We start from the raw sequence: 18,306 nt of genomic DNA, 5'->3' as shown, positions 1-18,306 counted from the left end.
ACTCGTCAGGTGCGCGCGGTGCCCGTCCGGGCGAGGGCCGCGTCGAGCGCCGCGTGGACGTCGCGCGCGTCGATGCCGAGCTGGCGGGCGACGAGGGCCAGCCGGTCGGCGGCCTGCGGCAGCGCCGCGGGGTCGGCAGGCGCAGGCACGCGGTCGGCGACGACGGTCCCGTGGCGGCCGGCGGTCCGCACCCAGCCGTCGCGCGCGAGCTCGTCGTACACCCGCTGGACGGTGCCGCGGGCGATCCCCAGGTCCGCGGCGAGGTGACGGATGGTCGGCAGGCGGCTGCCGGGTGCGAGCGCACCCGACGCGACGAGCCGCTCGACCTGCGCGCGCAGCTGCTCGAAGACGGGGACGGGCGAGCCGGGGTCGACCTGGACGATCATGCGGCGACGACGCTGCCCGAGAGGCGCGGTGCGCGCGGCGGTCGCGGGCGGGCGGCGCGCAGCTGGACGACGGCGACCACGAGGCCCGTGACGACCGCGACGACGCCCAGCCAGTCCGCGTCGTCGGGCAGCAGGGAGGTCGCGGACACGACCCAGGCGGCGGTGAGCACGGCAGCGGCGAGCTCCAGGTGGGCGACCGAGCCGGTCGCGAACGCGCGCAGCCGCTCGTCGAGCCGCGTGGCGCGCGCGGACAGCACGGGCCGTCGGCGGCCCACGACCCGCGCGCGCGTGAGCTCGGCGAGCGCCACGACCGCGAGGCCGAGCAGCAACGTGACCGCGGTGCCGGTCGCCGCGGCCACGTCGTCGCGGGCGAGCGCGGCGTGCACGAGGTCGGCGCTGGTGAGCAGGGTCGCGACGGCCGCCGTCACACGGGCCGCGCGGACGTGCCCGGCACCCGCTCCGTCGGCGCGCGGGACGAGGGAGGCGCGGACGGGTCCCTGCGGGCGGGGCAGCCGGAAGGACTCCGCGGCGAGCGCGCCGACGACGACGCCCGTGAGACCGAGGAACAACGGGTCGGCCAGAGGGCTGCGTCCGCCGACCCCGACGACGAGCGTGCCGTACCAGCGGATCCCGACGACGACCGCGAGGCACACGCCGGTGAGGGCGCCGACGACGCGGTCCGTGCGGTGCCGCCGCAGGTAGCGGGACACGACCTCGGCCTCGTCGTGCGGCGGGTCGGGGTTCCCGGTGAGCCATGCGAGGTCGGCGGCGGACGGGCGGCTGCGCGCGACCGTCACGAGCACGACGACGAGCCCGCCGACCAGGAGGAGCGCCACGAGTCCCGTGAGCGTCGCCATCGCGTCCTCCTGTGCGTCGACGAGCCACCGTCTGGCCCATTGGCATAGTACATTAGGCCAATGATCGCGGACGGCACCACGACGGACCCCGATGAACCGCTCGCCGTCGCCGGCGACCTCGACGGCCCGCTCGCCGTCGCCGACGACCCCGACGTCGACGGGCTCGTCCCGCGGCCTCGCCGCAGCGCGGCGCTCGCGGTCGGCGCGCTCGTCGTCGCGGTGCTCGTCGGCGGGTGGGTCTCGGCCGGGGCGCGGCCCTCGGTCGTCGACCCGAGCGGTGCGGCCGGTGGCGCCGCGCGCGCGCTCGACGCGGACCGGGTGCTCGTCGGCGTCGACCTCGTGCCGGGCGGCGTCGGTCGCCTGACGGTCGAGTCGGTCGGCGACGTGCCCGGCGCCCGCGTGCTCGGCGCCTGGGTCGCACCGGCGACGGCGCAGACCGGGGGCGGCTCGTCGACGGACGCGATCTTCGTCGAGGACGGACCCGTCCCGGTCCCCGGCGAGCCGTTCGCGGACGCCGTGCCGCTGCCCGCCCCGGTGCCGCAGGACGCGGGTTCCTCGCTCGTCGTCCTCTGGGACGTCGCGGACTGCGCGGCCGTGCAGCGCCTCGTCGACGGTCCGGAGGTCCGGCTGCGGACCCTCGTCGGCCCCGTCACCGAGCACCTCCCGGCCCTCGCGGCGCCCACGTTCGTCGAGGACTGCGACGCCGCCTGAGCCTCACTTCGCGCGGTCGTAGCTCTCGACCACGGACACGTTCAGCGCGAAGTCCACGGGCGTCGCGCCGAACAGCAGGCGGCCCGCCTCCACGGCCGCCGCCCGCACGGCCTCGGCGACCTCGTCGGCGACCGCGGCAGGGGAGTGCACCATGACCTCGTCGTGCAGGAAGAACACGAGGTGCGGCCGCCCGTCGACCTCGCGCAGCCGGCGCCGCAGCGCCGCCATCCAGCACAGCGCCCACTCCGCCGCGGTGCCCTGCACGACGAAGTTCCGCGTGAACCGACCCCAGTCCCGCGCCCGCCGACGCACCGCTCGCACGTCCTCCGCCGCCGCACCCTCGGCCGACGCGGCCGTGAGCTCCGCCTGCCAGGCCGCGTCCGGTGCGGGGGACGAGCGGCCGAGCCACGTCGTCACGACCTCGCCGCGCTCGCCCGCCCGCGCCGCGGCCTCGACGAGCGCGACCGCGCGCGGGTACGCACGCGTGAGCTGCGGCATGAGGGCCGCGCTGGCCCCCGTCGTCGCGCCGTAGATCGCGCCGAGCATCGCGTACTTCGCGTCCGAGCGCGTCGCGACCGTGCCCGCGTCGACCACGCCCTGGTACAGGTCCGCCTGCCGACCCGCGGCCGCCATCGCGGCGTCGCCGGACATGGCCGCGAGCACGCGCGGCTCGAGCTGGGACGCGTCCGCGACGACCAGCCGCCAGCCGTCGTCCGCCCGCACCGCCGCCCGGATCGCCGCGGGGAGCTGGAGCGCACCCCCGCCGTTCGTCGCCCATCGGCCCGAGACGACACCGCCCGGCACGTACTCGGGCCGGAAGCGGCCGTCGTGGATCCACGTGTCCATCCACGCCCAGCCGTTCGCCGAGAGCAGGCGCGAGAGCGACTTGTACTCGAGGAGCGGCTCGCGCACGGGGTGGTCGAGCGCGCGGATCTCCCACTTCGACGTCGACTGCACGTCGAACCCGGCGAGCCGCAGGCCGCGCAGCAGGTCCGGCTGCGAGTCGGGGTTGAGCGTCGGCTGGACCAGGTGCCCCCGGATCTGCTCGACCAGCGCCTCGAGGCGCGCCGGCCGGCCGCCCCGCGGGCGCGGGCCCAGCAGGTCGGTGAGCAGCGCGTCGTGCACCGCGGTGTCCCACGGCATGCCGTCGTGCCGCATCTCCTGAGCGATCAGCGCACCCGTCGACTCCGCGGCGAGCAGCAGACGCAGGCGGCCCGGGTGTGTCGAGCCCGCGACCGCGCCCAGCTGTCGCGCGAGCTCGTCGGCGACGTCGAGCGGGACGTCGTCGGCGTCGACCGGTGCCGCCGCCGGGGCACCGGGGTCGTCGAGCAGCGTCAGCTCGTCGAGCAGGTCCGGCTCGGCGGGCGGCGGCTCCTCCGGCCGGCGCCCGTCCCACGGCCCCCGCGGGGCACGGGCCAGGTCCGAGCCGCTCGCGTACGCGCTGCCGCGCAGGATCGCGTGGCACAGGCGCAGGTCGTGGCAGCGCTCGACGCGGACGCCCGCGCGCAGCAAGGGCGGGTAGCGGCGTGCGGTGTCGTCCCACACCCAGCGGGGGCGGTCCGTCTCGTACCGCGCGACCGTCGCCGGGAGGTCGCGGGCGGCGACGCGCTCGGCGTCGGGGGCCGGCTCGCCGTCGTCCGACGCGTGCCGCAGGAGCACGCCGCCGGCCCGGTCCGGGTCGTCGGCGATCAGCACGTAGGGCACGTGCCATTGTCGGGCCCGCCACCGACACGGCGGCGCGCGCCGTGCGCCCGCGGACCGCGCCGTGCGCCGACAGACCGTGCCGTGCGTCCGCGGACGGGACCAGGCGCCCGATGACCGCACCGGGCGCCTGAGCGCAGGACCTACCGGCACCCGGGGCGTCGCGTCAGAACCCGCCGCCCCCGCCGTCGCCCCCGCCGCCGAAGCCGCCGCCGTCGAACCCGCCGCCGCCGAACCCCCCGCCGCCGTCGAACCCGCTGGACCCGCCGCCGTCGTACCCGCCGTGGCCGTGTCCTCCGTGCCCACCGCCGTCGCCCCACCCGTGGAACCAGCCGCTGAACCACCCGCCGCCGTGCGCGGCGGGCGTCACGTCGGGTGCGGGGGGCACCACGGGGTCGGGGGTGCCGCCGGGCGCCGCACCGCCGTCGACGACCGGCAGGATGACGGCCGCCGTCATGGCTGCCTCCGTGGACCGGTCCTTGCGTCGCCACCCACCGAACAGAGCCATCGCGCACCCCTCGCCGAACAGGCCCGGCGGACCGGGCGGACGGTCCCCGCGTCCCCGGGCGCTGGCACCCGGTGCGGGGTGTGACGAGGGCAGAATCCCACGCTGTCTTTTCCGGAGGGAAGGGTTTGCTTGGCCTGAATTTGACCTAGTGGTCGGGTGATGGGGCCGGGCCAGGCGGTCAGGCGGCCTTGCGCGGGTGGCGCGCCATGGGGATGATCCACGGCCCCTCGGGCGCCAGGGCGACGCGCGCGCTCGTCTCCGCGTACCCGAGCGCGGAGTAGTAGGTGACGTTGAGCGGCTTGGTGGTCTCGAGGTAGCCAGGCGCCTCGCCCGCGTCGATGTCCGCGAACACGCGCGCCATGAGCAGCTTGCCGCGGCCCGCTCGCTGCAGGTCGGGCCGGACGCCGAGCGCCTCGACGTACCAGGCGTCCGCCGGGACACCCTCCGCCGTGAGGTCGCCGAACTTGATCAGACCGAACGAGTGCTCGCGGGTGCGCAGCGCGATCGCGGCGATGCGGAACGCCTGCCGCCACCACCGGGCCGCCGTCATGGGGTAGCCGCCGGGCGCGTACAGCGCGACCGCGCCGGTGACGACGCCGTCGAGCTTCGTCACGTAGGTGAGGCCGTAGCGCAGGGCGTCCGAGAGTGTCATCCGGTAGAGCGCGCGCAGCTCGGACTCGCGTCGCGAGTCCACGGGGAACAGGTGCCGGAAACCGGGGTCGTCGGCGAGCGCCGCGGCCAGGACGGCAGCGGCGGCGGGGAGGTCGGCGCGCGTGAGCGGCTCGACGACGTCAGGGGGTGCCGGCCGTGAGGCAGGCGGCTCGGACGGGGTCGCTGCCATGTGGCGCATCCTCACCGGGACAAGCGTCCAGTTGCAACCGGATCGTCCGGCTCGTGGGTCACACCAGCGGGTGAAAAGTCAGACGTGGAGTCCTGGCGCAGGTCAGCCGCCCGCGGTGGCCACCGTGACGGCGATCACGGCGCCGGGTGCTGCCTCGACCTCGACCACGTGCTCGACGCCGAGGTCGACCGCGTCGCCGACCGTGACGTCACCGCCGGCCACGGTCCGCGGGTCGCCGCCGCAGGGGACGCCGCCCTCCCACGTGCCGTCGAGGTACACGCGCGCGACGTCGCGTCCCGTGCACGACACGGTCACGGTCACGCCGGTCGCGGGCCGGTCCTGCGGGCTCACCACGACCCGGGCGCGGCCCGTGCCCGCCCCCCGGGCGAGCGTCGCGTCGGTCACGCCCTGCTCGGCCAGCAGCGCGCCGGGGTCGGGCGTGCGGGTCATGGGCAGGACCACCAGGACGACGACGGCGGCGATCGCGACCACCACCCCCGCGACGACGCCGATCACGACCCCGCGACTCCGACCGCGTGGGCGCGCCGACCTGTCGCGTGCCGCAGTCCCCGCACCGTTGCCGACCATGCGCGTCCCCTCAGCCGCCACGGGCCCCCGTCGGCCCGTGGCGGTGATGGTAGGGGTGCAGCCGCGCCCGTGGGCCGGAAATCCGCGGGAGAGCGGTCGCCGGTCGGCCGGCTACACCTGTTCGCGCAGCACCGCGTACCCACCCGCGTGCACCTGGCCGTCGGACGTCCGGCCGGCCAGCACCTCACCCGGCGGCAGGTCGACGGGCACGTCGGTGTGGTTGAGCACGAACAGCCACGAGCGGCCGTCGCCGGCCTGCCGGCGGGCGACCTCGACGCCCGCGGGCACCCCGGCGAGCACGGGCTCGACGCCGGCCTCGACCAGCAGCGTCTCGGTCAGCGTCCCGAGCGCCGCGTCGTCGAGGCGCGTCGCCAGGTACCAGGCGGACCCGTCGCCCACCGCTCGACGGGTGACCGCGGGACCGCCCGCGAGGTCGCCGTCGACGAACGTGCGCACGACCTCGGTCCCGTCGGCCGGGTGGATCTTCTCCGACCACACGTCGGCGGTGGACCCGTCGTCGAGCGTCAGCGTCTCGCCCTCCTGCAGGGCCCAGAACTCCTCGGTCCGGACGCCCAGCAGGTCGTGGAACGCGCCCGGGTAGCCGCCGAGCCGCACGTGGTCGTGCTCGTCGACGATCCCCGAGAAGTACGTGACCAGCACGGTCGCGCCCGCGGCGGCCGCGGCCGCGATGTTCGCGGCGTCCGCGTCGGACGTCACGTAGAGCGTCGGGACGACGACCAGCCGGTAGCGCGACAGGTCCGCCGACGGCGGCACGACGTCGACGCTCACGTGCCGCTCCCACAGCGCCCGGTAATGCGCGAGCACGCGGTCGGGGTAGGTGACGTCGGTCGACGGGTGCGAGTCGAGCTCGACGCCCCACCAGGACGGGTAGTCCCAGACGATCGCGACGTCGGAGCGCACGCGCGAGCCCTTGATCTCGCCGATCGCCTTCAACGCCTCGCCGAGCTCGACGGTCGAGCGCCACACGTCGGTGTCCGTCCCCGCGTGCGGCAGCATCGCCGAGTGGTACTTCTCGGCGCCCGCCGCCGACTGCCGCCACTGGAAGTACATGACCGCGTCGGCGCCGTGCGCGACGTGCGACAGCGAGTGCCGCAGCATCTCGCCCGGCCGCTTGGTGCGGTTGCGCGGCTGCCAGTTCACGGCCGACGTGGAGTGCTCCATGAGCACCCACGGGTCGCCGCCCGCGACGCCGCGCGTGAGGTCGGCGCTCAGCGCGAGCTCGACGTGCGCGAGCGGGTCGTGCGCGCGGGTGTAGTGGTCGTTCGCGACCAGGTCGAGGTCGCCGGCCCAGGAGAAGTAGTCCATCCACTTCGTGCCCGTCGACAGCATGAGGTTCGTCGTCGTCGGCACGTGCGGCGTGACCTCCCGGAGCACGTCGCGCAGCGCGCGGTAGTGCACGAGCAGCTCGTCGGAGGAGTAGCGCGCGAAGTCGAGCTGCTGCGTCGGGTTCGGGTACGTCGGCGCGGAGCGCGGGGGCAGCACCTCGTCGAAGGAGTCGTACCGCTGCGACCAGAACGCCGTGCCCCACGCCGCGTTGAGCGCCTCGACCGTCCCGTACCGCGACTCGAGCCAGCGGCGGAACGCGGCGGCCGCGTCGTCGGAGAAGTCGTGCGGGACGTGGCAGCCGAGCTCGTTGTCGACGTGCCACAGCGCGAGTGCGGGGTGCTCGCGGTACCGCTCCGCCATGCGCCGCGTCATCGCGACCGCGTACTCGCGCCACAGCGGCGCGGACACCCGGTACGCCTGCCGGCCGCCCGGGTGCAGCACCGTGCCGTCCGCCAGCTCGGGCAGCAGCTCGGGGTGCTTGCGGGTCAGCCACGGCGGCGGGCTGGCGGTGGCGGTGGCCAGCGCGACCTTGATCCCCGCGGCGGCCAGCCGGTCGAGGATGTCGTCGAGCCACCCGAAGTCGTACTCGCCCGGCCGCGGCTCGAGCTGCGCCCACGAGAAGATGCCGACGCTCACGAGCGTCACGCCCGCCTGCTGCATGAGCTCGACGTCCTCGACGCGGGTCGCGAGCGGCCACTGCTCCGGGTTGTAGTCGCCGCCGTAGGCGATGCCGTCGACGCCGAGCGGCCAGGGGTTCGTCATGGGAGTACCTCGCGAGGGTGGTGCGGTCGGGGTGCAGGGTCGAGCGGTGTCGGGCGGGTCGGGAGCAGGTTCAGGCCAGGGTGGGCGCGACGCGGCGCAGGTCGAGGTCGACGGGCTCGTCGCGGTCGCACACCAGACGACTGTCGACGAGGCGCGCCACCGCGACCTGCACGACCGCCCGCCGGGTCGCGGGGGTGTCGCCGGCGGTGACGCCTCCGCTCACGTGTCCGTCCCCGCCGCGACCGGCCGCAGGTCCTCGATCCCGTGCAGGAAGCCGCCGCGCAGCTCGCTCCCGGGTGCGAGGTCGGCCTTCGTCACGGGCCGTCCCAGCGCGGCGGACGCGTAGATCGCGGTGACGAGCTCGAGCGACCGGGCGGGGTCGGCGGCGACGGGCGGCAACGGTGCGCCGGTGCGGAACGCGTCGTAGACGGCACGCAGCAGGGGAGTGTGGCCGCTGGGCTCGTCGTCGACGGGCAGGGTCCAGGAGTCCGGCGCGGGCTCGGCGGGGCCGCCGGTCACGGCCGGGGCGGGCGTGAGCCGCCACGACCGGGCGTCGTGGCCGTACAGGTGCTCGACCTCGACGGTGCCGAGCGTGGTGTCCACGCGCACGTAGCTCGTCTGGCGGGGCGCGAGCGCGGTCGTGAGGACCGACACGACCGCGCCGTTCGCGAACCGCACGACCGCCGTCGACGTGTCCTCGGTCTCGAGGTCGCGGTCCAGCCGGAACGCGCGCGCGTCGACCTCCGCCCAGTCGCCGAGCAGGAACGCGAGCAGGTCGAGCTGGTGGATGCCGAGCCCGAGCAGCGGCCCGCCGCCCTCGGTCGCCCACCTGCCGCGCCACGGCACGGCGTAGTAGTCCTCCTGCCGGCGGTACCAGAGCGTGTGGCAGACGCCGACGAGCGGCCGGCCGAGCGCTCCGTCGGCGAGCAGCCGCTGCACGTGCCCGACGGCGGTGCCGGTGCGCTGCTGGAACACGACCGCGTACTCGCGCCCGGCCGCGCGCGCGACGTCGAGGACGGCGTCGAGGTCGGCGAGCGACAGGACGGGCGGCTTCTCGCAGACGACGTGCGCACCGGCGCGCAGCGCGGTGACCGCCTGGTCGCGGTGCAGGCCGGGCGGGGTGCACAGGTGGACGACGTCGACGGCCTCGGCGGCGAGCAGCTCGTCGAGCGAGCCGTACCGGCCGGCGATCCCGTACCGGTCCGCGAAGACGTCCCGGACCTCGGGGTTCGGGTCCGCGACGGCGACGACGGCCGCGCCCGGGTCGGCGTCGAGGACCTGCTGGTGGGCGTGCGCGATGGCGCCGGTGCCGACGATCGCGACGCGCAGGACGGCGTCGGGCGCGGAGGTCGAGTCGGTCACGTGCGCTCCTTTGCGACGGATTGAATCGTCTCACTGTACGGGGAAGCGCTTGCCTCCTGTCCAGGGGAGGCGGTCAGGCGTTCGGGTCGGACGAGCCCCGCACGACCAGCTCCGGCTGGAACTGCACGCGCTGGTGCTGGAACCGCTCGCCCTCGGTGCGCTGGCGCAGCAGCAGGTCGGCGGCGGTCCAGCCGAGCTGGTGCGTCGGCTGCCGGACCGACGTCAGCGGCACGGTGAGCATCGACGCGAACGTCACGTCGTCGTACCCGACGACGGCCATCTCCGCCGGCACGGCGACGTCGCGCGCCCGCAGGCCGCGCAGCACGCCGAGCGCCGCGAGGTCGTTGACGCAGAAGACCGCGGTCGGCCGGTCGGACTGGTCGAGCACCCGCGCGACGCCCTCCTCGCCGCCGTCCGCGTTGAGCGACCCGATGGTGACCTCGACCAGCGCCCGTTCGGGGTCCAGCCCGGCCGCGTGCAGCGCCTGCAGCACGCCCGCGCGGCGATCGGCGCACTGGCGGATGCTCAGCGGGCCGTTGACGAACGCGATGCGCCGGTGCCCGAGCGCGACGAGGTGCTCGATCGCGAGGGCCGCGCCGCGGACGTCGTCGACCGCGACCGACGAGATGTCGTCGAACGGCGACGTCGCGTCGAGCAGGACGACGTCGACGCCGCGGTCGCGCGCCGCGAGCAGCGCGTCGATCGACCCGGCCGACGGCGTCACCATGACGCCCTGCACGCCGTGCTCCTCGAACAGCCGCAGGTAGCGCGACTCGCGCTCGGGGTCCTCGTCCGACGACGACAGCATGAGCGTGTAGTCCTCGGCCGCGAGCCGGTCCTCGACGCCGCGCGCGACCTCGGTGAAGAACGGGTTGGCGATGTCGAGGACGATCGCGCCGACGGTCTGGATCGTCCCGGCCCGCAGCTGACGCGCGGACGCGTTGCGGACGAACTGCAGCTCGTCGATCGCGGCCTGCACGCGGTCGCGCGTGGCCGGGGTGACCTGGTCGGGACGGTTGAGGACGTTCGACACGGTGCCGACGCTCACGCCCGCGCGCTTGGCGACGTCGGTGATCGACGGGCGGCGTTCCGCTCGCCCCCGGGTCGTGGTGGCCATCCGTGGTCCTCCGCTCTGCGTCCTCGCGCCCCGATGGTATCGGCGGCCACGGGCCGACCGTCGGCACGACCGGTCGGCGGTCTCCCGGCGCGCCGCAGGTCGGGGCGAGCGCAGTACGCTGCGTCGGGAAAGGGCTTCCCGAACCGATGTGCCCGGAAGGGTTGACGCCCGGGACGGCCCGTTCCTAGAGTGCTACGCGATGAATCGTTTCAACGACGCGACGATCGGAGGCAGGCCGTGACGCGAGTCTGCTTCGTCTCCCGGGTCCGCCCGGACCGCCTCGACGAGTACCGCGCACGGCACGCCGCCGTGTGGCCGGAGATGCTCGAGGCGCTCCGCGACACCGGGTGGCGCGACTACTCCCTGTACCTGGCGCCCGACGGGCTCCTCGTCGGGCACCTCGAGACCGACGACTACGCCGCCGCGCAGGAGGCGATGACGCGCACCGCCGTCAACCCGCGCTGGCAGGCCGAGATGGCCGCGTTCTTCGTCGACGACGGCAACCCCGACGAGGGGTTCCAGGTGCTCGACGAGGTCTTCCACCTCGAGGACCAGCTGCGCGCCGCCGGGCTCCCGACGACGCCGTCGACCGCGCGCTCGCCGCACGCCGACCCGGACCGCGCCGCCGACGACGCCGCGCCCCGCCCCACCACGACCGACCCCGCCCGACTGGAGGACCTCGCATGAGCCCCACCCCCGAGGCCCTCGCCGCCGCGCGCGGCGCCCTCGCCCAGCAGACGATCGAGCTGCCCTCGTGGGCGTTCGGCAACTCCGGCACGCGGTTCAAGGTGTTCGCCCAGCAGGGCGTCCCGCGCGACCCGTTCGAGAAGATCGCCGACGCCGCCCAGGTGCACCGGTACACGGGCGTCGCGCCGCGCGTCAGCCTGCACATCCCGTGGGACCTCGTCGACGACTACGACGCGCTCGCGCGGCACGCCAAGGACCTCGGCGTGACGATCGGCGCGATCAACTCGAACCTGTTCCAGGACGACGACTACATGCTCGGCTCGCTGACGCACCCGGACGCGGCCGTGCGCGCCAAGGCGGTGCGGCACCACCTGCAGTGCATCGACGTCATGCGCGCGACGGGGTCGCAGGACCTCAAGCTCTGGCTGCCCGACGGCCTCAACTACCCGGGCCAGGACTCGATCCGCGCGCGGCAGGACCGTCTCGCCGAGGGCCTGCAGGAGATCTACGCGGCGCTCGACCCGCAGCACCGGCTGATCCTCGAGTACAAGTTCTTCGAGCCCGCGTTCTACTCGATGGACATCCCCGACTGGGGCACGTCGCTGCTGCACTGCCTCGCGCTCGGCGACCGGGCGATGGTCGTGCTCGACACCGGGCACCACGCGCCGGGCACCAACATCGAGTTCATCGTCGCGCAGCTGCTGCGCGCGGGTCGGCTCGGGGCGTTCGACTTCAACAGCCGGTTCTACGCCGACGACGACCTCATGGTCGGCGCCGCGGACCCGTTCCAGCTGTTCCGGATCATGCACGAGATCGTGCAGGCCGGGGCGCTCGCGCCCGACAGCGGCGTCAACTTCATGCTCGACCAGTGCCACAACATCGAGCCGAAGATCCCGGGCCAGATCCGGTCCGTCATGAACGTGCAGGAGGCGACGGCCAAGGCGCTGCTCGTCGACCGGTCCGCGCTGCTCGCCGCACAGACGGCCGGCGACGTGCTCGTGGCCAACGGCGTCCTCATGGACGCGTACAACACCGACGTGCGGCCGCTGCTCGCCGAGCTGCGCGCCGAGCAGGGACTCGACCCTGAGCCCCTGGCCGCCTACGCGCGGTCGGGGTACGCCGAGACGATCGTCGCCGAGCGTGTCGGTGGCACGCAGGCCGGATGGGGAGCCTGACCGATGACCGAGACGACGGCCGCGGCCGACCTGATCGCCCGCTCCAACCGCCTGGGCTCCGACCCGCGCGTCACCAACTACGCGGGCGGCAACACGTCCGCCAAGGGGGTCGCGACCGACCCCGTCACCGGCCAGGACGTCGAGCTGCTCTGGGTCAAGGGCTCGGGCGGTGACCTCGGCACGCTGACCGCTCAGCACCTCGCCGTGCTGCGGCTCGACCGGCTGCGCGCCCTCGTCGACGTGTACCCGGGCGTCGACCGCGAGGACGAGATGGTCGCCGCGTTCGACTACTGCCTGCACGGCAAGGGCGGCGCCGCACCGTCGATCGACACCGCGATGCACGGGCTCGTCGACGCGACGCACGTCGACCACCTGCACCCCGACGCGGGCATCGCGATCGCCACCGCCGCCGACGGCGAGGAGCTCACGCACGAGATCTTCGGCGACTCCGTCGTGTGGGTGCCGTGGCGTCGGCCCGGGTTCCAGCTCGGCCTCGACATCGCCGAGATCAAGGAGAAGAACCCGCAGGCCATCGGCTGCGTGCTCGGCGGGCACGGCATCACCGCGTGGGGCGACACCTCGGCCGAGGCCGAGCAGCGGTCGCTCGAGATCATCCGCTCCGCCGAGGCGTACATCGAGGAGCGCACGCGCGCGGTGGCCGCCGAGGGCGGGCACCCGTTCGGCGCGGTCGTGCCGGGCTTCGAGGCGCTGCCGGTCGACGAGCGCCGTGCGCGGGCCGCCGCCCTCGCGCCCGTGATCCGCGGCCTCGCGTCCGCCGACCGCCCGCAGGTCGGCCACTTCACCGACTCCGACGTCGTGCTCGACTTCCTGTCGCGGGAGAAGCTCGCGCCGCTGGCCGCGCTCGGGACGTCGTGCCCCGACCACTTCCTGCGGACCAAGGTGTCGCCGCTCGTGGTCGACCTGCCGGCGACCGCCCCCGTCGAGGACGTGATCGCCCGCCTGCGCGAGCTGCACGACGAGTACCGGCGCGACTACCAGGCGTACTACGACCGCCACGCCACGCCGGACAGCCCGGCGATCCGCGGCGCCGACCCCGCGATCGTGCTGGTCCCCGGCGTCGGGATGTTCTCGTTCGGCAAGGACAAGCAGACGGCGCGCGTCGCGGGCGAGTTCTACGTCAACGCGATCAACGTCATGCGCGGCGCCGAGGCGATCTCGACGTACCAGCCGATCGACGAGTCCGAGAAGTTCCGCATCGAGTACTGGGCGCTCGAGGAGGCCAAGCTCCAGCGCATGCCGGCGCCCAAGCCGCTCGCGACGCGGGTCGCGCTCGTGACGGGTGCCGGGTCGGGCATCGGGCGGGCCATCGCCGAGCGGCTCGCGGCCGAGGGCGCGTGCGTCGTGATCGCGGACATCCACCTCGCCGGCGCGCAGGAGGTCGCGGACGCGCTCGGCGGCCCGGACCGCGCCGTCGCCGTCGAGGCCGACGTGACGTCCGAGGAGGCCGTCGCCGCGCTCGTCCGCGAGACCGTGCTGGCGTTCGGCGGCGTCGACCTCGTCGTCAACAACGCCGGGCTGTCGATCTCGAAGCCGCTGCTGGAGACCACCGTCCGCGACTGGGACCTGCAGCACGACGTCATGGCCCGCGGCTCGTTCCTCGTCGCCCGCGAGGCGGCGCGCGCCATGATCGCGCAGGGCCTCGGCGGTGACATCGTCTACATCGCGTCGAAGAACTCGCTGTTCGCCGGCCCGAACAACATCGCCTACTCGGCGACCAAGGCCGACCAGGCCCACCAGGTCCGGCTGCTCGCCGCCGAGCTCGGCGAGCACGGCATCCGCGTCAACGGCGTCAACCCCGACGGCGTCGTCCGCGGGTCCGGCATCTTCGCCGGCGGGTGGGGTGCGCAGCGGGCCGCCGTCTACGGCGTGCCGGAGTCCGAGCTGGGCGCCTACTACGCGCAGCGCACGCTGCTCAAGCGGGAGGTCCTGCCCGAGCACGTCGCCGCCGCGGTGTTCGCGCTCACCGGGCCCGACCTCGTCCAGACGACGGGCCTGCACGTCCCCGTCGACTCCGGCGTCGCCGCAGCCTTCCTGCGATGAGCGCGTTCGCGGCCGTCGACCTCGGGGCGTCGTCCGGGCGGGTCATCGTCGGACGGGTCGTCGACGGGGTCGACGGACCGCGAGCCGCGCTGCACGAGGTCAACCGGTTCCCCAACGGTCCCATCCGGGTCCCCGCGGTGGCGGGCGGCGCACCCGGCTCGTCGACCGGGGGCGCGGACACCGACGGACCGGGCGCGACGACCCGGGAGGCGACGCTCTTCTGGGACGTGCTGCACCTCTACCGCGGGGTGCTCGACGGGCTGCGCGCGGCGACGCGCGAGGTCGGCACGCTGTCGGGCGTCGGCATCGACTCGTGGGCCGTCGACCACGGCCTGATCGACGCCGACGGGCGGCTGCTCGGCAACCCCGTGCACTACCGCGACGCGCGCACCGACGGTGTCCCCGCCAAGGTCTTCGCGACCGTCCCCGCCGCCGAGCTCTACGCACGCACGGGCCTGCAGGTGCAGCCGTTCAACACCGTCTTCCAGCTCGTCGCCGCGCAGGGCACCGCCGCGCTCGCGGCCGCCCGGCAGGCGCTGCTCGTGCCGGACCTGCTCGGCGCCTGGCTCACGGGCGTCCCGGTCGCCGAGGTCACCAACGCGTCGACGACCGGGCTGCTCGACGCGACGACCCGCACCTGGGCGCTCGACGTCGCCGACCGGCTCGGCATCGACACGCGCCTGCTGCCGCCGCTGCGCGACCCGGGTGTCCTGCTCGGCCACGTCCGCGACGACGTCCGCGCCGACGTCGGCCACCACGCGCCGCTGCCCGTGTGGACCGTCGGCTCGCACGACACCGCGTCGGCCGTCGTCGCCGTGCCCGCGACCCGACCCGACTTCGCGTACGTCTCGTGCGGCACGTGGTCGCTCGTCGGGCTCGAGCTCGACGCGCCCGTGCTCACCGAGGCGTCGCGCGCCGCCAACTTCACCAACGAGGCCGGCGTCGACGGCACCGTCCGCTACCTCAAGAACGTCATGGGGCTCTGGGTCCTGCAGGAGGCGCTGCGCGTCTGGAACGAGGCGGGACTGCCCGCCGACCTGCCCGACCTGCTCGCCGCCGCCGCGCAGGTCCCGCCGCTCACGACGGTCGTCGACATCGACGCCCCCGACTTCCTGCCGCCCGGTGACATGCCCGCGCGCCTCGCGGCCGCCGCGGCCCGGACCGGCCAGACCCCGCCGCAGACGCAGGGCGAGGTCGTCCGCTGCGTCCTCGACTCGCTCGCGCTCGCGTACCGGCGCGCCGTGCGGCAGGCCGTCGAGCTGTCCGGTCGCGACGTGCAGGTCGTGCACGTCGTCGGCGGGGGCGTCCGCAACGAGCTGCTGTGCCGCCTCACCGCCGACGCGACCGGCCTGCCCGTCGTCGCCGGTCCCGTCGAGGGTGCCGCGCTCGGCAACGTGCTCGTCCAGGCCCGCGCCGCCGGGGTCCTGCCCGGTTCGCTCGCCGACCTGCGCGCCGTCGGCGCCCGCGGCCTGGACCTGCGCCGGTACGAGCCCGGTGGCCCCGGCATGCCCGGTGCCGCCCAGTGGTCGGCGGCCGAGGCGCGCGCCTTCGTCTGACGAGCGGGGCGTGACTCGCGTCCGCTGCTCCGTGCGATCGTGTCGAGCGGCGTGGGGGTCGCGCGTCATGGGGGTGCGTGGGCACAGTGGGTGCCCCGGTGAGGAGGACTGACATGGCCCGCTACCTCGTGATGCTCCGTGGTGACCAGGCGACGTGGGACGCGTGGACCGACGACGACGTCGAGCGCAACAGCGCCCGGCACGCGGCGCTCGCCCGGCTGGCCCCGGCGCGCGGGCACGTCATCGTCGGCGGCGAGGAGCTCACGCACCCGGGCAGCGCGCTCGTCGTGCGGCGCAGCGTCGACGGCACGGGCACCGTGAGCGATGGCCCGTACACCGAGCTCGTCGAGCAGGTCGGCGGGTACTACCTCGTCGACACCGACGACGTGCGCGACCTCGCGGCGCTGCTCGCCGAGACGCTGTCCGAGGGCGTCGAGATCCGCGGCTTCGTCGACCACTCCGCCGACGTCGCCGCAGCCGACGCGAGCCTCCCGGCCTGAGGCAGCCCTCGCCGACGCCGTCGGTCACCGGGGCGGTTCACGCCGCGCACCCCTGACCCGCGGACCGGCCTCTGAGGGGCGTCCTACAGGAGTGCGGTGACGACGAGCAGGACGGGCAGCGCGAGCAGCGTCGTCACCAGCCCCGCGTCGCGCGCGAGCGCCTGGCCGCGGCCGTACTGGATCGCGTAGACGAGCACGTTCTGCGCGGTCGGCAGCGCGGCCATCGCGACGACGGCGAGCCGTGCCTCCCCGTGCAGCCCGAACGCGGTCGCGACGAGCGCCGCCAGGACGGGGTGCACGACGGACCGGAGGACGACGGCGAGCGTGAGGTCGGCGCGTGGCGCGCGCTCGCGGTCGGCGGCCGGGACAGCGAGAGACATGCCGAACGTGAGCAGCGCGAGCGGCGCGGCGGTCGCGCCGACGAGCTCGAAGGGCCCGTAGACGACGTCGGGCAGCTCCCACGGGAGCGCGGCCAGGACGAGGCCCGTCAGGGTGCCGACGATGATCGGGTTGGTCAGCGTGCGCCGCAGGGTCGCGCGGAGCGCGGCGGCCGCACGACGCGGTCCCGTCGCCGGGGAGGGGGCCGTCCCGTCGTCGGGTGCGAGGTCGCGCGGGGTGTCGTCGGCGGGGCGCGTGGCGGACCCGGAGGACGCCGCGGGCTGCGGTGAGGTCGCACCGGTGCCGTCGCGGTGGGCGTCGAGGACGGTGAACGCGATCGGCGCGAGCACGAGGAGCTGGAAGAGCAGCGTCGGGACGGCGGCGACGGGGTCGCCGAGCAGGAAGACGGCGAGCGCGAGGCCGAGGTTCCCGGCGTTGACGTACGACGACGCGAGCGTCCCGATGGTGACGTCGCCGGCGTCGCGGCGCAGCGCGAACCGCAGGACGAGCGCGGCGACGACCGCGACGGCGGCCGTGCTGGTCCAGGTGGCGAGCGCGGCGCGGGACGCGAGGACGTGCAGGTCGGTGCGCCCGATGCTCACGAGCAGCAGGGCGGGGGTCGCGACGGTGAAGACGAGGCGTGCGAGCACCGCGGACGCGTGCGGGCCGAGGATGCGGAGCCGGCCGAGCACCCAGCCGGCGACGACGACGGCGGTGAGCGTGCCGAGCGCGGTGAGGACGGCGCCCATCAGGTCCGGTCGCTCGTGAGGTGCACGTCGTCCATCCTGTCACGGCCGTCCGGCAGCCGGAAAGCGCTTGCCTCGACGGGGTCCGCCGTGTCACGATCGACGTCGGCGGCACCCGACGACGGGTCCGCCCGCACGGCCCCGCGCAGGTCCGCACCGCCGCTCCGGCAGCGGTGCCCGCCCGGGGTGAGCACCGACTCGACAGGAGAAGGCAACGATGCCGGCAGTCGCACTGGTGACCGGGGGGAACAGGGGCATCGGCCTCGGGATCACGCGGCGGCTGCTCGCCGACGGGTACGCCGTGTCCATCCTCGCGACGCGCGAGGAGCCGACCGACGTCCTCGCCGAGCTCCGCGAGACCGCCGGCGCCGACGACCGCGTGCGCTACGTCCGCGGGTCCGTCGCCGACCTCGACGACCACCGGCGCTACGTCGACGACGCCGTCGACGCGTGGGGCCGGCTCGACCTGCTCGTCAACAACGCGGGCGTCGCCCCGACCGTCCGTGCCGACCTCCTCGAGGCCGGCGCCGAGTCGTTCGACCGCGTCCTCGGCATCAACCTGCGCGGCCCGTACTTCCTCACGCAGACGTTCGCGAACCGCGTCATCGAGCTCCGCGGCCCGCTCGACGCGCTCCCCGAGCCGCCCGCCGGCCCCGTCGCGACGGTCGTCAACGTGTCGTCCGTGTCCGCGACGACCGTCTCGACCAACCGCGGCGACTACTGCGTCTCCAAGGCGGGCGTCGCGATGGCCACGCAGCTCTACGCGGCGCGCCTCGCACCCGAGGGGATCGTCGTCTACGAGGTGCGGCCCGGCGTCATCGCGACCGACATGACCGCGGGCGTCTCGTCGAAGTACGACGCGCTGTTCGAGGGCGGGCTCGCCCCGATCGCCCGCTGGGGGCGTCCCGCCGACGTCGCCGGCGCCGTCGCGGTCCTCGCGTCCGGCCAGACGCCGTACTCGACCGGTGAGGTCTTCCACGTCGACGGCGGCATGCACATCCCGGTCCTCTGACCGGTCCCGGT

The 18,306-nt window shown here is 75.2% G+C and carries 18 protein-coding genes; 7 read left to right on the top strand and 11 right to left on the bottom strand.

What is annotated here, in order from left to right:
- Window positions 1-5: 5 nt before the first annotated feature.
- Both GXP71_RS13825 and GXP71_RS13820 read right to left on the bottom strand, forming a co-directional pair.
- The gene (locus GXP71_RS13825; protein WP_162353117.1) at window positions 6-386 is read right to left on the bottom strand and encodes a GntR family transcriptional regulator; all 381 of its coding nucleotides are present in this window, start codon (window positions 384-386) and stop codon (window positions 6-8) included.
- On the bottom strand, window positions 383-1,243 hold the full coding sequence (locus GXP71_RS13820; RefSeq protein WP_162353116.1) for a hypothetical protein: 861 nt from the start codon (window positions 1,241-1,243) through the stop codon (window positions 383-385). The genes GXP71_RS13825 and GXP71_RS13820 overlap by 4 nt, the downstream gene beginning before the upstream one ends.
- A 60-nt stretch (window positions 1,244-1,303) precedes the next feature.
- Between GXP71_RS13820 and GXP71_RS13815 the strand changes: the two genes are divergently transcribed.
- The gene (locus GXP71_RS13815; protein WP_162353115.1) at window positions 1,304-1,954 is read left to right on the top strand and encodes a hypothetical protein; all 651 of its coding nucleotides are present in this window, start codon (window positions 1,304-1,306) and stop codon (window positions 1,952-1,954) included.
- A 3-nt stretch (window positions 1,955-1,957) separates the two neighbouring features.
- Here GXP71_RS13815 and GXP71_RS13810 read toward each other — a convergent pair whose 3' ends face one another.
- The 8 genes from GXP71_RS13810 to GXP71_RS13775 all read right to left on the bottom strand — a co-directional run bounded on the left by GXP71_RS13810 (window position 1,958) and on the right by GXP71_RS13775 (window position 10,180).
- Window positions 1,958-3,658, bottom strand: a complete 1,701-nt coding sequence (locus tag GXP71_RS13810; RefSeq protein WP_162353114.1) for a bifunctional 3'-5' exonuclease/DNA polymerase — start codon at window positions 3,656-3,658, stop codon at window positions 1,958-1,960.
- A 163-nt stretch (window positions 3,659-3,821) separates the two neighbouring features.
- Entirely contained in the window at window positions 3,822-4,112 is a 291-nt protein-coding gene (locus GXP71_RS13805) for a hypothetical protein (RefSeq protein WP_162353113.1), read from the bottom strand.
- Between the two features lie 229 nt (window positions 4,113-4,341).
- On the bottom strand, window positions 4,342-5,004 hold the full coding sequence (locus tag GXP71_RS13800; protein ID WP_162353112.1) for a GNAT family N-acetyltransferase: 663 nt from the start codon (window positions 5,002-5,004) through the stop codon (window positions 4,342-4,344).
- Window positions 5,005-5,106: 102 nt separating this feature from the next.
- The gene (locus GXP71_RS13795; RefSeq protein ID WP_162353111.1) at window positions 5,107-5,520 is read right to left on the bottom strand and encodes a hypothetical protein; all 414 of its coding nucleotides are present in this window, start codon (window positions 5,518-5,520) and stop codon (window positions 5,107-5,109) included.
- 183 nt (window positions 5,521-5,703) lie between these two features.
- Window positions 5,704-7,701, bottom strand: coding sequence for a beta-galactosidase (locus GXP71_RS13790; RefSeq protein ID WP_162353110.1), 1,998 nt, complete (start codon window positions 7,699-7,701; stop codon window positions 5,704-5,706).
- A 70-nt stretch (window positions 7,702-7,771) separates the two neighbouring features.
- The gene (locus tag GXP71_RS13785) at window positions 7,772-7,924 is read right to left on the bottom strand and encodes a hypothetical protein (RefSeq protein WP_162353109.1); all 153 of its coding nucleotides are present in this window, start codon (window positions 7,922-7,924) and stop codon (window positions 7,772-7,774) included.
- Window positions 7,921-9,063: a Gfo/Idh/MocA family protein gene (locus GXP71_RS13780; protein ID WP_162353108.1), complete on the bottom strand. Its 1,143-nt coding sequence runs from the start codon at window positions 9,061-9,063 to the stop codon at window positions 7,921-7,923. The genes GXP71_RS13785 and GXP71_RS13780 overlap by 4 nt, the downstream gene beginning before the upstream one ends.
- 73 nt (window positions 9,064-9,136) lie before the next feature.
- Complete coding sequence (locus GXP71_RS13775; RefSeq protein ID WP_162353107.1) at window positions 9,137-10,180, bottom strand: LacI family DNA-binding transcriptional regulator; 1,044 nt, start codon at window positions 10,178-10,180, stop codon at window positions 9,137-9,139.
- A 237-nt stretch (window positions 10,181-10,417) separates the two neighbouring features.
- On the opposite strand from GXP71_RS13775, the gene GXP71_RS13770 reads away from it, so the two are divergent.
- The 5 genes from GXP71_RS13770 (at window position 10,418) to GXP71_RS13750 (ending at window position 16,159) form a co-directional block, all read left to right on the top strand.
- Entirely contained in the window at window positions 10,418-10,867 is a 450-nt protein-coding gene (locus tag GXP71_RS13770) for an L-rhamnose mutarotase (protein ID WP_124341428.1), read from the top strand.
- Complete coding sequence (gene rhaI, locus GXP71_RS13765; RefSeq protein ID WP_162353106.1) at window positions 10,864-12,042, top strand: L-rhamnose isomerase; 1,179 nt, start codon at window positions 10,864-10,866, stop codon at window positions 12,040-12,042. The genes GXP71_RS13770 and rhaI overlap by 4 nt, the downstream gene beginning before the upstream one ends.
- A gap of 3 nt (window positions 12,043-12,045) precedes the next feature.
- On the top strand, window positions 12,046-14,103 hold the full coding sequence (locus GXP71_RS13760; RefSeq protein ID WP_162353105.1) for a bifunctional aldolase/short-chain dehydrogenase: 2,058 nt from the start codon (window positions 12,046-12,048) through the stop codon (window positions 14,101-14,103).
- Complete coding sequence (locus GXP71_RS13755) at window positions 14,100-15,659, top strand: rhamnulokinase family protein (protein WP_162353104.1); 1,560 nt, start codon at window positions 14,100-14,102, stop codon at window positions 15,657-15,659. The genes GXP71_RS13760 and GXP71_RS13755 overlap by 4 nt, the downstream gene beginning before the upstream one ends.
- A 113-nt stretch (window positions 15,660-15,772) precedes the next feature.
- Window positions 15,773-16,159 carry a YciI family protein gene (locus GXP71_RS13750; RefSeq protein WP_162353103.1) on the top strand — a complete coding sequence of 129 codons (387 nt, stop codon included), beginning with the start codon at window positions 15,773-15,775 and terminating at the stop codon, window positions 16,157-16,159.
- Between the two features lie 83 nt (window positions 16,160-16,242).
- Here the strand turns inward: GXP71_RS13750 and GXP71_RS13745 are convergent, their stop codons facing one another.
- Window positions 16,243-17,286 (bottom strand): AEC family transporter, encoded by a 1,044-nt coding sequence (locus GXP71_RS13745; protein WP_162353102.1) that lies wholly within the window; start codon window positions 17,284-17,286, stop codon window positions 16,243-16,245.
- 214 nt (window positions 17,287-17,500) lie between these two features.
- Between GXP71_RS13745 and GXP71_RS13740 the strand changes: the two genes are divergently transcribed.
- Entirely contained in the window at window positions 17,501-18,295 is a 795-nt protein-coding gene (locus tag GXP71_RS13740; RefSeq protein ID WP_162353101.1) for a 3-ketoacyl-ACP reductase, read from the top strand.
- Window positions 18,296-18,306 lie beyond the last annotated feature (11 nt).

This window comes from Cellulomonas sp. H30R-01 (assembly GCF_010119915.1).
GTDB lineage: Bacteria > Actinomycetota > Actinomycetes > Actinomycetales > Cellulomonadaceae > Cellulomonas > Cellulomonas algicola.
Note: the sequence above shows the minus strand (reverse complement) of the source record. Positions and strands in the feature narration are given on the sequence as shown.

Coding starts and splice junctions, on each gene's coding strand:
- GXP71_RS13825 (WP_162353117.1), bottom strand. CDS start 386: ATGATCGTCCAGGTCGACCCCGGCTCGCCCGTCCCCGTCTTCGAGCAG.
- GXP71_RS13820 (WP_162353116.1), bottom strand. CDS start 1,243: ATGGCGACGCTCACGGGACTCGTGGCGCTCCTCCTGGTCGGCGGGCTC.
- GXP71_RS13815 (WP_162353115.1), top strand. CDS start 1,304: ATGATCGCGGACGGCACCACGACGGACCCCGATGAACCGCTCGCCGTC.
- GXP71_RS13805 (WP_162353113.1), bottom strand. CDS start 4,112: ATGACGGCGGCCGTCATCCTGCCGGTCGTCGACGGCGGTGCGGCGCCC.
- GXP71_RS13800 (WP_162353112.1), bottom strand. CDS start 5,004: ATGGCAGCGACCCCGTCCGAGCCGCCTGCCTCACGGCCGGCACCCCCT.
- GXP71_RS13790 (WP_162353110.1), bottom strand. CDS start 7,701: ATGACGAACCCCTGGCCGCTCGGCGTCGACGGCATCGCCTACGGCGGC.
- GXP71_RS13775 (WP_162353107.1), bottom strand. CDS start 10,180: ATGGCCACCACGACCCGGGGGCGAGCGGAACGCCGCCCGTCGATCACC.
- rhaI (WP_162353106.1), top strand. CDS start 10,864: ATGAGCCCCACCCCCGAGGCCCTCGCCGCCGCGCGCGGCGCCCTCGCC.
- GXP71_RS13760 (WP_162353105.1), top strand. CDS start 12,046: ATGACCGAGACGACGGCCGCGGCCGACCTGATCGCCCGCTCCAACCGC.
- GXP71_RS13755 (WP_162353104.1), top strand. CDS start 14,100: ATGAGCGCGTTCGCGGCCGTCGACCTCGGGGCGTCGTCCGGGCGGGTC.
- GXP71_RS13750 (WP_162353103.1), top strand. CDS start 15,773: ATGGCCCGCTACCTCGTGATGCTCCGTGGTGACCAGGCGACGTGGGAC.
- GXP71_RS13745 (WP_162353102.1), bottom strand. CDS start 17,286: ATGGGCGCCGTCCTCACCGCGCTCGGCACGCTCACCGCCGTCGTCGTC.
- GXP71_RS13740 (WP_162353101.1), top strand. CDS start 17,501: ATGCCGGCAGTCGCACTGGTGACCGGGGGGAACAGGGGCATCGGCCTC.